Source organism: Sporacetigenium mesophilum DSM 16796, from assembly GCF_059569055.1.
In genome coordinates this window covers 34,773-50,187 of record NZ_JCANUR010000001.1, presented here as the reverse complement: position 1 = coordinate 50,187, position 15,415 = coordinate 34,773, and the positions used below count along the sequence as shown (strand labels likewise).

Sequence of the window (15,415 nt, the reverse complement as noted above, 5' to 3'; positions counted from 1 at the left end):
TTTTATTATTTAAGATATCAAATTATCCATTACCTTTTGATTTATTATTTCTTTCTTCCCAGAAAGTAGCACCTTTTATACCTAATTTAATAGGATCGAAAGTCATATTATCTCTGTGAATACCTGCTTTTTGTTGAGCTTCATAGTCTTTTAAGCAAGCAAGCCCTGGCTTAGCCATTATTAATATAGCTATTATGTTTAACCATGCCATTACACCAACACCTATATCACCCATTGCCCAAGCTAATCCTGCTGTTTTTACAGCTCCGTAGAATGTAGCTCCTAATATTGCTATTCTTAATACGTTAGTAGCTAATTTACTACTATCTGCATTAAATACCTTTTTCATTAAATATGAAACGTTCGTTTCTGACATATAGTAGTATGCCATTAATGTAGTGAATGCGAAGAAGAATAATGCTATAGCAACGAATGCTGCACCAAATCCTGGTATGAATTTATCAATTGCCATTTGAGTAAATGCAGGACCATATTCAACACCTGGTAAGTTTTCAGTTATAAATCCACCATTTGGATTTACTACGTTGTAGCTTCCAGTCATTAATATCATAAATCCTGTAGCTGAACAAACGAACAATGTATCAACATATACTGAGAATGCTTGAACGAAACCTTGTTTAGCTGGATGGTTAACTTCTGCAGCTGCAGCTGCGTGTGGTCCACTACCTTGACCAGCTTCATTTGAGTATATACCTCTTTTAACACCCCAAGCTATTGTAGAACCTAATATACCTGCAAATGCTTGTTCAGCACCAAATGCAGATTTAAATATTAAAGCTATAACTGCTGGCACTTCACTTGCATTCATAGCTATTATTACTACTGCCATTAATATATAAGCTCCTGCCATAAAAGGAACTATGAATTCAGTTGCAGATGCAATTCTTTTTAATCCACCAAATATTATTAGAGCTAATAAAGCAACTAACGCTAATCCTGTTACCATTGGAGTTACTCCAAATGCATTTTGAACACCTGTTGCTATAGAGTTAGATTGAACACCTGGTAAGAATAGTCCCATTGCAACAACTGTAGCTACTGCAAAAGTTATTGCATACCATTTTTGCCCCATACCTTTTTCTATATAATACGCTGGACCTCCACGATATTGTCCATCTACTTCTTCTTTGTATACCTGACCTAATACTGATTCAACGAAAGCTGATCCTGCACCTAAGAATGCTATAGCCCACATCCAAAACAGTGCTCCTGGTCCTCCCATTGCTATAGCAGTTGCAACCCCTGCTATATTACCAGTACCAACACGACCAGCAAGTGAAACACATATTGCTTGGAAAGACGATATACCTTGTTCTGATTTTTCACCTTTTAATAATAAAACTACCATTTCTTTTAAATGTCTTACTTGCATGAAACGAGTTCTTAAAGAAAAATAAAGTCCAGTTCCTAAACATAAAACTATAAGTGCGTTACTCCAAATGATGTTGTTGAGTGAATTTACTATGTTCTCCATAAAACAACCTCCCCCTTTTTGATAATATTCACAATTTTCTTTACTTACTTGATTATATGATTATTATACTGATTTAATTCTAATAACGCAATAGATTTCTTTAAATATTTAGAATATTTTATATTTTCTGTAGACAAGTTTTTAACAAAGAAAAAAGATGCCGCCCGTAGAGGGTGGCATCTTAAATTATTTTATAATATTATTGTTATAACGTTAGCGCTTCCTTCATTTATTATTCTTTGTAATGTTTTTTGCATTTTTATTCTAACATCATCTGGCATCATGTATAACTTATTTTGTAATTGTTCTTTTACTAAGTCATGTAGTGATTTACCAAACATATTTGACTGCCATATTTCACTAGGATTTGATTCAAATCCATCTAATAAGTATTTAACTAACTCTTCTCCTTGTTTTTCTGTTCCTACAACTGGAGAAACTTCAGTAGCTATATCAGCTCTTATTAAGTGTAGTGATGGAGCTGTTGCTCTTAACTTAACTCCATATTGTTTACCTTGTTTTACTATTTCAGGCTCAGCCAATGTTAACTCATCTAATGATGGAGGAACTAATCCATATCCCTTAGTTCTAACATCTATTAGAGCTTGCTCTACCTTATCATACTCAGTTTTTACCTTAGCTAACTTAGATAATAAGTTTAGTAATTGGTAATCTCCATCTATTCTAAATCCGCTTTTTTCTTCTAATACATTATAGAATAGATCTTGCTTTGTTTCTAATTTTATATTAACTACGCCTTCTCCTAATTCTACATTATCTAAATAAGTTTTGTCTAAGAAATCTAAATCAACAAAACTTCTTACTATAGAATCAACATCTCTTATTTTATCTATAGTAGATATGCTTTCTTTTAATGAGAATATTATATTATTTTTAACCCAGTGATTTTTTTCTAATCCTTCCACCCACTTAGGTAAGTTTATGTTTATTTCTCTTACTGGGAAGTCAAATAATACAGTTTCCATAACTTTCTCTATGTCATTTTCACTCATGTCAACTATGTTTAATGGAAGAACTGGCATTTGATATTTTTCTTCTAAGCCTCTTTTTAACTCTAATGTTTCTTCTCTTTCTGGATATAGTGTATTTAATACTATAGCAAATGGCTTATTTAATGATTTTAATTCACTTATTACTCTTTCTTCTGGATATAAATAATTTCTTCTTTCTATTCCCGTTACAGATCCATCAGTTATAATTACAATTCCTATTGTTGAATGGTCTCTTATAACTTTTTTAGTTCCTATTTCAGCTGCTTTTTCAAATGGCATAGCTTCACTAGACCATGGAGTTGAAACTAATCTTTGTCTTCCATCTTCTTCGTGACCTAATGCTCCATCGACTATGTATCCTACGCAGTCAATCATTCTAACTTTCATAGATACATTGTCTCTTATTTTTATTTCTGCTCCATCAGCTGGAACAAACTTTGGTTCAACAGTCATTATAGTCTTTCCTGAACCACTTTGTGGTATTTCATCTAAAGCTCTTTCTTTTTTGTACTCATTATCCATATTAGGAATAACCAAAGTCTCCATGAACTTTCTGATAAAGGTAGATTTTCCCGTTCTAACAGGTCCAACTACACCTATGTATATATCGCCCTGAGTTCTTCTAGCTATATCTTCATATATGTTGTTCATCCTTATCCCTCCTGCATATAAATTCTTATTAAATTATATTTAGGGGGAACTGTTATTATTACAACTTTATATGATAACTATTAAAATGTGTTATCATTATTTTAAAATTAAATGCTGATTATTATCCCCCTAATAATCCATAGTAATATATATGCAAGTCTACAAAGTTTAATGCTCAAAAAAACTAGGCTATTATAAGCCTAGTCTATCATTAACTATTTCTTCCATTTCATGTGTTTTACTTCTCATCATAAGCCCTGTAACAGCTTCATTTGCATTTACTCCATTGTGAAGTACAGAGTATATTGCATCAGTTATAGGCATATCTATATTTAGCTTCTTGGATACATCATAAGCTACCTCAGTAGCAGTTATACCTTCAACTACCATTTTTACCTCAGCTAAAGTTTCTTCTAAACTCTTTCCTTGGCCTATAAGAATTCCAGCTCTTCTGTTTCTACTATGCATACTAGTACAAGTAACTATTAAATCACCTATACCAGAAAGTCCTGAGAATGTATTAGGATCAGCTCCCATAGCTACACCAAGTCTAGCTACTTCTCTTATCCCTCTAGTCATAAGAGCAGCTTTAGTGTTGTCTCCATATCCTAAACCATCACATACACCTGCTCCAAATGCTATTATATTTTTTAATGCTCCTCCAAGTTCTACTCCAACAACATCAGGATTTGTATAAACTCTAAATTTAGGAGTCATAAATGATTCTTGTACAAGTTCTGCATCTTTTATATTTTCCGATGCTGCAACTACTGTAGTGGGTATATCTCTTCCAACTTCTTCTGCATGTGACGGTCCTGATAATACAACATATTTATTATTTGGAAGTTCTTCTTTAACAACTTCTGACATTCTAAGCCCAGTTCCTTTTTCAAGTCCCTTAGCTACATCAACCAAAACTTGATCTTCACTTATAATTTCTTTTATATTTTTACATACAGATCTTACTGCTTGAGATGGTACAGCAAGAACTACCAATATACTATCTTCAACAGCCTCTTTTAAATCAGTAGTAACATTTATGTTGCTAGGTATTACAACACCTGGAAGATAATCTATATTTTCTCTAGTTTTATTTATTTTTTCACATTGTTGTTTGTCCAAAGTCCAAAGAGATACATCATATCCTTTTTTACCTAGAACAAGTGCAAGGGCGGTCCCCCAACTTCCAGAACCCAATACGCACATTTTTCCCATTATTAACACCTACCTAAATATTTTATTTAGAAATATTTTTCTTTTCCCCTATTTTTCTTTCAGTGCCATTTTTAAGTCTTTTTATATTTTCTCTATGAGTATAAAAAGCAGTTGCTGTAAGTATGATTCCAACTATAGAAGCTTTATTATTCCCTATAATAAACATAACTACAGGAAAACATGCGATACCTAGTATTGATCCTAGCGAAACGTATTTTGACCTATACATAATCAAAATAGCTATAGCTAAACAAAGTAAAGAATATCCAGGATAAATTGCAAGCATGGTACCAAAAGATGTTGCGACTCCCTTTCCACCTCTAAATCCGAGAAGCGCTGGCCAATTATGCCCTAAAACTACAAATACAGCACCTATATAAGCTCCATTTAAAGGGTCTAGTCCATATCTCCCGGATAAATAACGTCCTATAAGTACCGCTACAGTTCCCTTTAATATATCTCCTATAAAGGCTATAGCAGCAGCTTTTTTGCCAAGGGTTCTTAAAACATTAGTAGCCCCAGCATTTCCTGAACCTTGCGTTCTTATATCTACATTTGCAACTTTTCTACCTACTATATAGGAAGTAGATATGTTACCTAATAAATAAGATATTAAGGCAATAATAATATAAGTTATCATTGTATTTTCCCCCCTATACTATATTATTCTATCTCTTCTTATCTTTTTCCTTGTATGAAAATTGTATAGATGTTCCTTCAAACCCAAAATTTTCTCTTATTTTATTTTCTAAATATCTTTGATAAGAGAAGTGAGTTAATTGTGCATCATTTATAAATAAAGTAAATCTAGGTGGTTTTACTCCTGTTTGAGTAGCATAGTATATCTTAAGTCTCTTACCTTTATCTGAAGGTGGTTGATTAAGAAGTACCGCTTCACCTATAACATCATTTAATACTGAAGTTGAAATTCTCTTATTTTGTTCTTCTGATACAAAGTTTACAGTATCTAGTATTTTAGCCATTCTTTGATTAGTTTTAGCTGATACGAAGATTACTGGAGCATACATCATGAATGGAAATTTTTCTTTTATATTTTTAGTAAATAAACTCATAGTTTTATCATTTTTTTCTATTAAGTCCCATTTGTTTACAACAAATATACAACCTTTACCTTCATCATGGGCTAGGCCTGCAACTTTTGTATCTTGTTCTGTAACTCCTTCAGTAGCATCTATAACAATTAAAACTATATCTGCTCTATCTACAGCAGATATCGATCTTATAGCACTGTATTTTTCTATATTTTCATGTATCTTGCTCTTTTTTCTAAGTCCTGCTGTATCTATAAGTAAATACTTACGATCTCCTTGTTCTAAGTAAGTATCTATTGCATCTCTTGTAGTACCTGCTATAGGACTAACTATAACTCTTTCTTCTCCTAATATTTTGTTTAATATAGAGGATTTACCTGCATTGGGTTTACCAACTATGGATACATTTATTACATCTTCATCATACTCTGTCTCTAATCCTCTAGGGAAGTTTTCTACAACTTCATCTAATAAATCTCCTATTCCTAAACCATTGACGCTTGATATAGAAACTACATTTTCAAAGCCTAATTCATAAAAATCGTAAACATTATCTTCAAATTTTTGATTGTCAATTTTGTTTACAACTAATATTACAGGCCTCTTTGTTTTTCTTAGTATTTGTGCTACTTCTTTATCGTCTGGTGTAAGACCTGTTTTTCCATCAACTACAAATAATATAACATGAGCCATTTCCATAGCCAACATAGCTTGATTTCTCATTTGAGATAATATAATGTCTTCACTTTCAGGTTCTATCCCACCTGTATCTATTAAAGTATAATATTTATTAAGCCATTCACCTTCTGCAAATATTCTATCTCTTGTTACTCCAGGAGTATCTTCTACTATTGATATCCTCTTTCCTGCTAACTTATTAAATAGTGTTGATTTGCCAACATTTGGTCTTCCAACTACTGCTACTATCGGTTTACTCATTTGTTTTCTCCTTTTTATTTCAAAAGTTTATCTATAAAATCTTTTGCCTCAACTTTACAAGGTATTACGTCTAAATTTAATTTCTGTGATAGTCCTTCTAAAGTTATGTCATCTAAAAATATATCTTCATCAGCTTTTAACATACTCTTTGGTATAAATAAATTTTTTCCTAAGTCTTTATCATTAAGTTGACTTACAATATCAGTTGCTGTTATAAGTCCTGAAACTGTTATAGTTTCTCCAAAAAATACATTGTTTATTTTGTATACTACTATTTCCAACCCACTTATATTATTCATTATATACTTTGATATCTTCTTCATAAATTCATATGATGAAGATCCTGTTGCTATAGAAACTTTTTTATTATTATTTAATTTGCTATTTGGTAAGTTTTTAATATAATCACGAATATCACTTTCAAACTTACACATAAGTCCTACACCATTTTCTAATTGAATAAATCCTTCATACTCGTCATAATCTAATAGTTTTTCATCAGCTATTATATAAAATTCATCTGATAAAAATACAAATCTAGTTCCTAGCTTATTTAAATACATAGATTGAATTTCTCTGATTTGATTAATAAGTTCTTTTGAAGATTCTTTATTGAATATATCAAGTTCAAATAGTCCTTCTCTATGTTTTGTAAGTCCAACTGGAACTACTGCAGCACTATTAACATAAGGATAAAAATGTGATAAGTCCTCTAGTGTTCTTTTTAACTCATCTTTGTCGTTTACTCCAGGACATAAAACTATTTGACAATTCATTTCTATATTGGCATCATATAGTTTTTTCATTGTCTCGTATAATTTTCCTGCATTTTTATTGCTCAACATTTTAACTCTAAGTTCTGGATTTGTAGTATGAACAGATATGTTTATAGGGCTTATTCTATACTTTATTATGTTATTTATATCCTCATCAGTCATATTAGTCAAAGTTATAAAATTACCTTGTAAGAAAGAAAGTCTTGAATCGTCATCTTTAAAGTAAAGAGTATCTCTCATTCCCTGAGGTAGTTGGTCTATAAAACAAAACATACATTTATTTCTACAACTCTTTGCCTTATCTATTATAGGATTTGTGAATTCTATACCTAAATCTTCGTCATAGTCTTTTTCAATTTCATATATGTATATTTCTCTATTGATTTTTTGTATTTCAACTTCTAAGTATTCATCACTTATCAAAAACTTATACTCTATAATATCTTGAATTCTTTGACCATTTATACTTATAAGTACATCTCCAACTTCTATTCCAATTTCCTCAGCTATACTATTCTCGTATACCTTACTTATTACATTATTGATACTTTTAACATTAACTTCCATTATATCACCACACCTATTTTAATGTATCAAGTTATAATACCACGTTTTGACATAAATCGTCAATGAGTAGACGTTTATATGCTAAAAGGTACCTTTAAGGTACCTTTTTGATTCATAGGAAATTATAATTTCCTACTAATAAACTTGAGCAACGGACCTGCCTTTCAAGGTCGTTGGCGACATGAGCAAGGCGAATTTTAGTGCTTAACTACCATAAGAGTTCCATTTAATGCATCATGAACCATTCCACCCATAGTTTTTGATATTATTAAAGCTCTATTTTCTAATTCTTCTCTAGTTTCTGCATAAAAAACTGGGTAAGCTGCACTTTTCATGTTCTTATCCATAGTTATTATTGCCAGGACAGCCTCTGTTATACCTACATTCATGCCCATTATGAAACACTTCCTTTCTTATTTATATTGTATTTCTTCAGTCCAATATTTTTGCCTTTTGCAGTTTCAAGAACTGGAGCGCTTTTAATCGCTTCTATAAGTTTATCCATATCCTTTTTTAGTGGAACAAATGGCATAACCATACTTTGATCATTAGGGTCCCTTCTTATTAGTGGTGTAAAGTCTGGCTCATCAGCATCTCTAAATACTCCCATTCTTATATATGCAGTATGTGCTATAGCTTGTCTTTGGCCTGGATTATTTATTATTCCTGCATTCATATAATCTCCATCTTTAGGTATTATTCTAACAGCTAATCCTTCTTCTAAAAATCTTTGCTTTGAGGATTCTAGTCCTATGTTACTTATTACAACATCATCTACCTTTATTAATGGACCGTCAAAATTTATTTTAGCAGGAACTACATCTGCAATATCTCCTAAACTTTGTCTTTTAGTAACTTTTTTTAGTACAATAGCTAATATAACTCCAGTTACTGCCCCTAATGTTATACTTATCCCTTCAGTCATATGAAACTCTACTGTTGCAAATCTATATACAAATCCTGTCATTATTGCTGTCAATATACATATATAGTTTCTTGTTTCATATGTTCTAGCTATTTCTTCTATATAAGCTTCTCCTCTTTTTACAAGCTGTAAGTCTTCTAAATTTTCAAGTGTATTTCTTTGATCTTTTCTAACCGATCTAAACTGTTCAGCTGCCAATGATAGAAATGTTATAGAAGTGTAAGATTGATTAGCTAATGCCGGAACTAAAAGAGCTCCTAGTGCTGATGCAATTACAGCTAAAACCAGCTGAGATACTAAAATATTTGGTTGAGATGGATATTGTTTACTATCTAAGTTCAAAGTTAAAAATCTAGACAATATACCAGTAGCCATAGCAACTACGAATATCATTTTTATCATTTAATCACCCCTTCTACTTACCTTGAGTTAGTATTTCATCTTTTGAATAAGCTTGGTTTTTACCTTTTGCTTGTTCAAGTATAGGAGTACTTTTAGCAGCTCTTATTAATTCATCCATATCCTTTATCAAAGGTACGAAAGGTATAACTATAGAATCGTTTTTTGAACTTCTTCTAGGTATAGGTATGAAGTCTGGCTCATCAACATCTCTATCTACTCCCAAATGGATATACATATTATGAATTATCGCTTGTCTTTGTCCTAAATCGTTTAATATTCCTGATGCTACTGCATCATTAGGTTTTATTTCAATTGCAAGACCTTTTTCAAGATATCTTTTCTTTGAAGAATCCAAACCTATATTAGAAATAACTACTTCATTTACCTTTAACAAGGGTCCATCAAATGATATTGTAGCGGGTATAATTTCTGCTATATCTTCTATACTTCCACGTCTCAAAATTTTTCTAAATAAAAAAGCAGCTATTCCACCTGCTACAAATGCCCATACAACTGTAGGTAAAAGACTCATTTTCATATAAAGTCTAAGACCTATAAATGTTATAGATGCAGCAAGGGCAGAAAATACACTTAAGTGACTTCTAACTTCATATGTTCTTGATATTTCTTCAATATACATAGATCCTCTTGATACTAAGTCCGTATTATCTACATTTTGAAGTGTTAATCTCTCTTGTTCTGCAACTTGTTGGAATTGTTGTACCGCCACAGCCAGAAAAGTAAGTGCTGCATATTCTTTATCAATAAGAGCAGGAAAAGCTATTGCTCCAAGAGACGATGCAATTATAGAAAGAGTAAGCTGCTCTACATAATCTTGAGGTCTAGATGGATATTGTTTGTTTACTACTCTGATCATTACTACTCTAGCAAGTATTCCAACTAATGTTGCCGTTAGGAATGCATGTCTAAATAAGGTAGCATCTTTCATTTTTTCAACTCCTTTACATTTATTATTACTGTAATTATTGTTTACAAAAATGAAAAAAAAATTTACAAACAAAAAAATTTCCTTACTTAATAAGGAAATTTTCTCTTAGGTATATTAACAATAAATTCGCTACCTTTATTTAGTTCACTTTTAACATCTATAAAACCGCCTAGAGATTTTACTATATGTTTAACTATAGCAAGGCCTAGCCCAGTTCCTCCAACTTTCTTACTTCTTCCTTTATCTACTCTATAAAATCTTTCAAATACCCTATTTATATCTTCTTTGGGTATTCCTATCCCCGTATCTTTCACTTTTATGTTTATATTATCTATTCCTTCTTCAACAGATACTCTAACAGTCCCACCATCATTTGTGTACTTAATGGCGTTGTCTATTAAGTTTACAAATATTTGCTTTATATAATCTCTATTTGTAATTACAACTATATCTTTGTTAGAAAAATGATGATTAAAGCTTATATTTTTCGATCTTGCCAATCCAATTGTCAAATCATACACTTCATTAAAAACATCCATAACTCTTACAGTCTCTACATGTTTTTTTTCATCACTTTCAATGAAAGCTAAAAAAAGTATATCATCTATAAGTCTTTTTAACCTATCTGATTCTATTTCTATTATAGATAAAAATCTATTTCTCGTATTTACATTTAGGTCTTCATTTAGCTTTAAAGTTTCAACAAATCCACTTATTGACGTAAGTGGTGTTTTTAGTTCATGCGTTACGTTAGCTACAAAGTTAGTTCTCATTCTTTCAAGTTTTACTTTTTCAGTTATATCTTCAATATTTATAATAGATCCAATAACTAACCTTTGTCCATCTTCTATATATATAGGATCCATTTTGAAATTATAAAATAAATCGTCACTTATTTTTATTTCTTTATTTATATTTTTATTGTTTGTTAGAATAGTATCTATTTCTTTTAATATTATAGGCTCTCTAATAACATCTCTTATATGTTTTCCTTCTACTTTTTCTTTGTAACTATAATTAAACATATCTATAGCTTTTTCGTTAATTAACATTATATTTCCAAATACATCAATAGCAAGAATACCATGAGATATACTTGTAACTATAGACTTAAGTTGTATATTCTTATCTTCTAACTCCTTTATAGTATAGTTTGTTTTGTCTATAACAAAGTTAAAATTTGAAGTTAATTTTCCAAGTTCTCCATTATATGAAGTATTTATTTTTGCATTTAAATCTCCACGGCTCACCTTATTTGATACATTAATAAATTCTTTTAGATATCTTCTTATTTGTAATATATATCTAAAAGCAATTATAGAAACTATAGTTGCTAATAATATAATAAGTAAGTATATTTCTACATCCATGTATTCACCTTCTACAAAAGTTTTAGTTTATTTTATATCCTACCCCTCTTATAGTTTCTATATATCTTTCACCTTTAGATTCATCTTCAATTTTCTTTCTAAGATGTCTTATGTGAACATCTACCGTTCTTGTTTCACCGTAGTATTCATATCCCCATATTTTATCTAATAAATGATTTCTAGACAAAACCCTTCCCTTATTTTGAAGAAGCATTTTAAGTAATTCAAATTCCTTTAAAGTTAATTCTAGCTTTTGTTCATTTTTTGTAACCTCATGTTTTTGTAAATCAACTTTTATATCGTCTAATATTAATACTGTTTCTGAAGATTTAGGCACACCTGAATATCTTCTCAAAACAGCATTAGTTCTAGCTAGTACCTCTTTAACACTAAAAGGCTTAGTTATATAGTCATCAGCTCCTACATCTAAACCTTCTATTTTATCACTTTCCATGTTTTTTGCTGTAAGCATTATAACTGGTGTATTCGATAATTCTTTATCACTTCTTATTTTCTTAAGTACATCTATTCCACTTATCCCTGGAAGCATCCAATCCAAAAATATTAAGTTTGGTTTTATTTCCCTAGCTTTTGCAAAACCATCAAGTCCATCGTATGCTATTTCAACATTAAATCCCTCTGTTTCTAAGTTAAACTTTAATAATTCTGCTATATGCTCCTCATCGTCAACTACAAGTACTCTTATCATGTGTCCTCCTTAAAAAAGCTCTATTATCATTCCCAACCGTTTTGAAGTTTGATTGTGTTTTCTATAAGAGTGAAACATATCTTTATTACAACTTGTACATAAATTTGAATTAAATATATTTTCTTTTAGTATTCCACTCTTTTTCAAAGTAATCTCATTTATTTTCCATAAATCTAAATGAGGTTTTCCTTCTTTAATTATATAGAATTTTTCATTTTGAATTGTAATGTTTGTGTTAAATTTTTCTATTAAATCATCACTTACTTCATAACAGCATGGTCCTATAGAAGGTCCAATAACACATAATACGTCTTTTGGGTTAGAATCATAATTTTCTTTCATTTCTTGTAGCACTTTTGAGGATATATTTTCATATGTTCCACGCCATCCAGCATGGGCTACACCTATTACTTTTTTTATCGGGTCTACAAATGCTATAGATACGCAATCTGCTACAAAAGTTATAAGAGGAACATTTGTTAAGTTTGTGACTAATGCATCTCCATCTCTTATAATCCCTATATCTTTTTTATTTACTATATTTACTATACCTGAATGAATTTGCTTATTATTTGTCATATTTTCGAAGTTAAATCCCAATTCTTTGCAAATAGTTTTTTTATCTTCTTTATTTGCCATATCCACTTCACTAGTTGTAAAAGCTATTTTTACAAAAGGGTATTTCTTGTTAATTTCATCAAAAGCTATATATTTTTCCATCTCTTATCACCTTTTTTCCTTTAGTATATTTTCTAATTCAGATAAAAAAGTATTTATATCTTTAAATCTTCTATAAACAGATGCAAATCTTACATAAGCTACTTCATCTAGGTATTTTAATTTATCCATTACCATTTCACCTATATGTTCACTTTTTATTTCTGTAAACATATTTTTATTTATATCATTTTCTATAGATGAAACTACATTTTCTATGTCCTTCATAGATACAGGCCTTTTTTCACATGATTTTATTATTCCATTTAATATTTTATTTCTATCAAATACCTCTATATTATTATCCTTTTTTGTTACCATAATAGGTACCATTTCTATTTTTTCATAAGTAGTAAATCTTTTTTTGCAATCTTCACATTCTCTTCTTCTTCTTATAGAGTTTTCTTCTGTATGTCTAGAATCTACAACTTTAGATTCTGCATATTTACAGTACGGACATTGCATATATCGTACCTCCATCATTTGTATGTATTTATTATTTTTTATTATATAACTAAACTTCTAATTCATCTATATTAAAATCAGATCCTATATTAACTATTATTGTGTCACATCCTATTTTTAATATATCATTCCAAAATACTACTTGATCTTCATGTCTAGAGAAAAATCCTCTACCACCATCTCCTACTATAGTAAACGATACTAATTTTCCTTCATTAGAATCTATTTCTATATCCGTTATAAAACCTAACCTTTTTCCATTCTTTACATTTATAACTTCTTTTTCCATTATATCAGATATCCTAATCATATTAATCCCTCCTCTTAGAAATAAATATGTACAAACACACAAAAAAATGACCTATTTAGGTCATCTTTTAACTAATTGCATATCCTGAGAAGTTTTCTTTGTTAAGTTCTATCATTTCTATAAAAGATTCTACTAACTCTGGATCAAATTGAGTACCAGCACATCTTCTAAGTTCTATTATAGCCTCATCATAATTTTTTCTATTGTTGTATGGTCTATTTGATGTCATAGCATCAAAACTATCTGCAATAGTTAATATCCTAGCTAAATAAGGGATTTCTTCCCCCTTTAGACCATTTGGATATCCTTTCCCATCATATCTTTCGTGATGATGTAATATAAGTGGCACAAGTTCTTTAAATGATTCTATATGTTGTATAACTTCTACTCCCATTCTCGGATGTTGTTTTAGTATATCAAATTCTTTATCAGTCAATCGTTCTCTTTTGTTTAATACTTCCTCAGGAGCATCTATTTTTCCTATATCATGTAAATAAGCTCCAAATCTAAGAGTCTTTTTATCCTTTGTATCTAAATTTACATACTTTGAAAATGAATTGCAGTATATAACTACTCTTTCAGTATGTCCATACATATACTTATCTTTTTTGTTTATCATACCTATAAATGCTTTTATAGAAGTTATTGTATCATGTTCAACATTTGTATCTTTTGCTATTTCTTCTAATACACTGTAATAAACTTCAACTCTATTTCTATTGAAGAACTTAGCTCTATACAATGCATCGTCAGCAGTATTTATAAGTTGATGTTTAGATTTTGATTTTGTTGGATATGATGAAACACCAACAGACATAGTTACATTTTTATTAGGTTGATTTTCTTGTCCATAAAATTTCTTCTTTTGAATACTATCCCTTATTTTCTCTCCTATTTTCATAGCCTCTATTTCTGAAGTATGTGGAAGTATAACAGCAAATTCTTCTCCACCATATCTAGCAACTACATCATTTTTCCTAACATTTTCCTTAAGTATTTTTCCTATTTGTTCTAGTATAAGGTCTCCTGCTTGATGACCATTGGTATCATTATAATACTTAAAGTAGTCTATATCCATAAATAACAAACTCAATTCACTTTGATGGATATCAGTTTCTCTTATTGCATATGATAAATACTCTTGAAAATATCTGTGATTGTATAATCCTGTTAACTCATCTAAATTGGCTAACATTTTCATTTCATCCCTATGTTCTTTTTCAACACCTACATATACTCCTAACACCCAAGCAGTCAACATAAATGCACCAGACAATACTAAATCTATTTGAAAATATTTATTTACATCAACGACATTAGTTGGATTTATTATATCTATTCCTAAAATTAAAGTAGAAGCTATTACTGCAATAGTAATGCCGTATTTTTTTCCGAATTGTATGGTAGAAATTAATATCATAAATATATACATAAATTTATAATTACTAGTTTCATAACCTGATATACAAATTAAAAATGTAAACAAACCTATAAATAACCCAGTTTCTATAAAATCTTTTAGTCTAGGCATTCTATCTACATCATCTTCTTTGGAAGATAAAAACCAAGCTTGATATATTAAAATTAAAGTAGCTACACCTACACAAATTATATATAGCATATTCATATCTTTTAAGTTGCCTAAATCTAATTTATACACACTAAATACAACCATAGCACTTAATAGTATATATATTAGTTTTACTATTGATATTATCTCAAATATCGTTTCTTTTCTTTTATCTTCAAATTTATACATTTCTCCACCCTATTCAGAAATATAATTTGTCACTGTCTATTTTTATTATAATATATTTGTCGATTGTTATCAAAAATCTTTTTAAAAAATAAGAGATTAGA

General features: G+C 30.0%; 15 protein-coding genes. All 15 read right to left on the bottom strand.

Going from position 1 to position 15,415, the window contains the following annotated elements; genetic code table 11:
* Positions 1–22: 22 nt before the first annotated feature.
* Entirely contained in the window at positions 23–1,495 is a 1,473-nt protein-coding gene (locus BS62_RS00235; RefSeq protein WP_496489225.1) for an alanine/glycine:cation symporter family protein, read from the bottom strand.
* Between the two features lie 191 nt (positions 1,496–1,686).
* On the bottom strand, positions 1,687–3,159 hold the full coding sequence (spoIVA, locus tag BS62_RS00230; RefSeq protein ID WP_496489224.1) for a stage IV sporulation protein A: 1,473 nt from the start codon (positions 3,157–3,159) through the stop codon (positions 1,687–1,689).
* Positions 3,160–3,351: 192 nt separating this feature from the next.
* On the bottom strand, positions 3,352–4,374 hold the full coding sequence (locus BS62_RS00225; protein WP_496489223.1) for an NAD(P)H-dependent glycerol-3-phosphate dehydrogenase: 1,023 nt from the start codon (positions 4,372–4,374) through the stop codon (positions 3,352–3,354).
* 22 nt (positions 4,375–4,396) lie between these two features.
* Complete coding sequence (gene plsY, locus BS62_RS00220; RefSeq protein ID WP_496489222.1) at positions 4,397–5,014, bottom strand: glycerol-3-phosphate 1-O-acyltransferase PlsY; 618 nt, start codon at positions 5,012–5,014, stop codon at positions 4,397–4,399.
* Between the two features lie 28 nt (positions 5,015–5,042).
* A complete protein-coding gene (gene der, locus BS62_RS00215) occupies positions 5,043–6,365 on the bottom strand; it encodes a ribosome biogenesis GTPase Der (RefSeq protein WP_496489221.1) in 1,323 nt (440 codons plus the stop codon).
* Between the two features lie 14 nt (positions 6,366–6,379).
* Complete coding sequence (locus BS62_RS00210; RefSeq protein WP_496489220.1) at positions 6,380–7,708, bottom strand: DUF512 domain-containing protein; 1,329 nt, start codon at positions 7,706–7,708, stop codon at positions 6,380–6,382.
* 197 nt (positions 7,709–7,905) lie between these two features.
* Positions 7,906–8,103 carry a capping complex subunit for YIEGIA gene (locus tag BS62_RS00205; RefSeq protein ID WP_496489219.1) on the bottom strand — a complete coding sequence of 66 codons (198 nt, stop codon included), beginning with the start codon at positions 8,101–8,103 and terminating at the stop codon, positions 7,906–7,908.
* A complete protein-coding gene (locus tag BS62_RS00200; RefSeq protein WP_496489218.1) occupies positions 8,103–9,035 on the bottom strand; it encodes a YIEGIA family protein in 933 nt (310 codons plus the stop codon). Before BS62_RS00200 ends, BS62_RS00205 begins: the two co-directional genes overlap by 1 nt.
* 13 nt (positions 9,036–9,048) lie before the next feature.
* Positions 9,049–9,984 carry a YIEGIA domain-containing protein gene (locus BS62_RS00195; protein WP_496489217.1) on the bottom strand — a complete coding sequence of 312 codons (936 nt, stop codon included), beginning with the start codon at positions 9,982–9,984 and terminating at the stop codon, positions 9,049–9,051.
* 86 nt (positions 9,985–10,070) lie between these two features.
* Positions 10,071–11,354 carry a sensor histidine kinase gene (locus BS62_RS00190; RefSeq protein ID WP_496489216.1) on the bottom strand — a complete coding sequence of 428 codons (1,284 nt, stop codon included), beginning with the start codon at positions 11,352–11,354 and terminating at the stop codon, positions 10,071–10,073.
* Positions 11,355–11,376: 22 nt separating this feature from the next.
* Positions 11,377–12,063: a winged helix-turn-helix domain-containing protein gene (locus BS62_RS00185; protein ID WP_496489215.1), complete on the bottom strand. Its 687-nt coding sequence runs from the start codon at positions 12,061–12,063 to the stop codon at positions 11,377–11,379.
* A 9-nt stretch (positions 12,064–12,072) separates the two neighbouring features.
* Complete coding sequence (pgeF, locus tag BS62_RS00180) at positions 12,073–12,783, bottom strand: peptidoglycan editing factor PgeF (protein ID WP_496489214.1); 711 nt, start codon at positions 12,781–12,783, stop codon at positions 12,073–12,075.
* Between the two features lie 6 nt (positions 12,784–12,789).
* The gene (gene nrdR / locus BS62_RS00175) at positions 12,790–13,245 is read right to left on the bottom strand and encodes a transcriptional regulator NrdR (protein WP_496489213.1); all 456 of its coding nucleotides are present in this window, start codon (positions 13,243–13,245) and stop codon (positions 12,790–12,792) included.
* 49 nt (positions 13,246–13,294) lie between these two features.
* Positions 13,295–13,555 carry a YlmC/YmxH family sporulation protein gene (locus BS62_RS00170; protein WP_490140264.1) on the bottom strand — a complete coding sequence of 87 codons (261 nt, stop codon included), beginning with the start codon at positions 13,553–13,555 and terminating at the stop codon, positions 13,295–13,297.
* Between the two features lie 67 nt (positions 13,556–13,622).
* Complete coding sequence (locus BS62_RS00165; RefSeq protein WP_496489212.1) at positions 13,623–15,314, bottom strand: bifunctional diguanylate cyclase/phosphohydrolase; 1,692 nt, start codon at positions 15,312–15,314, stop codon at positions 13,623–13,625.
* Between the last annotated feature and the right edge of the window lie 101 nt (positions 15,315–15,415).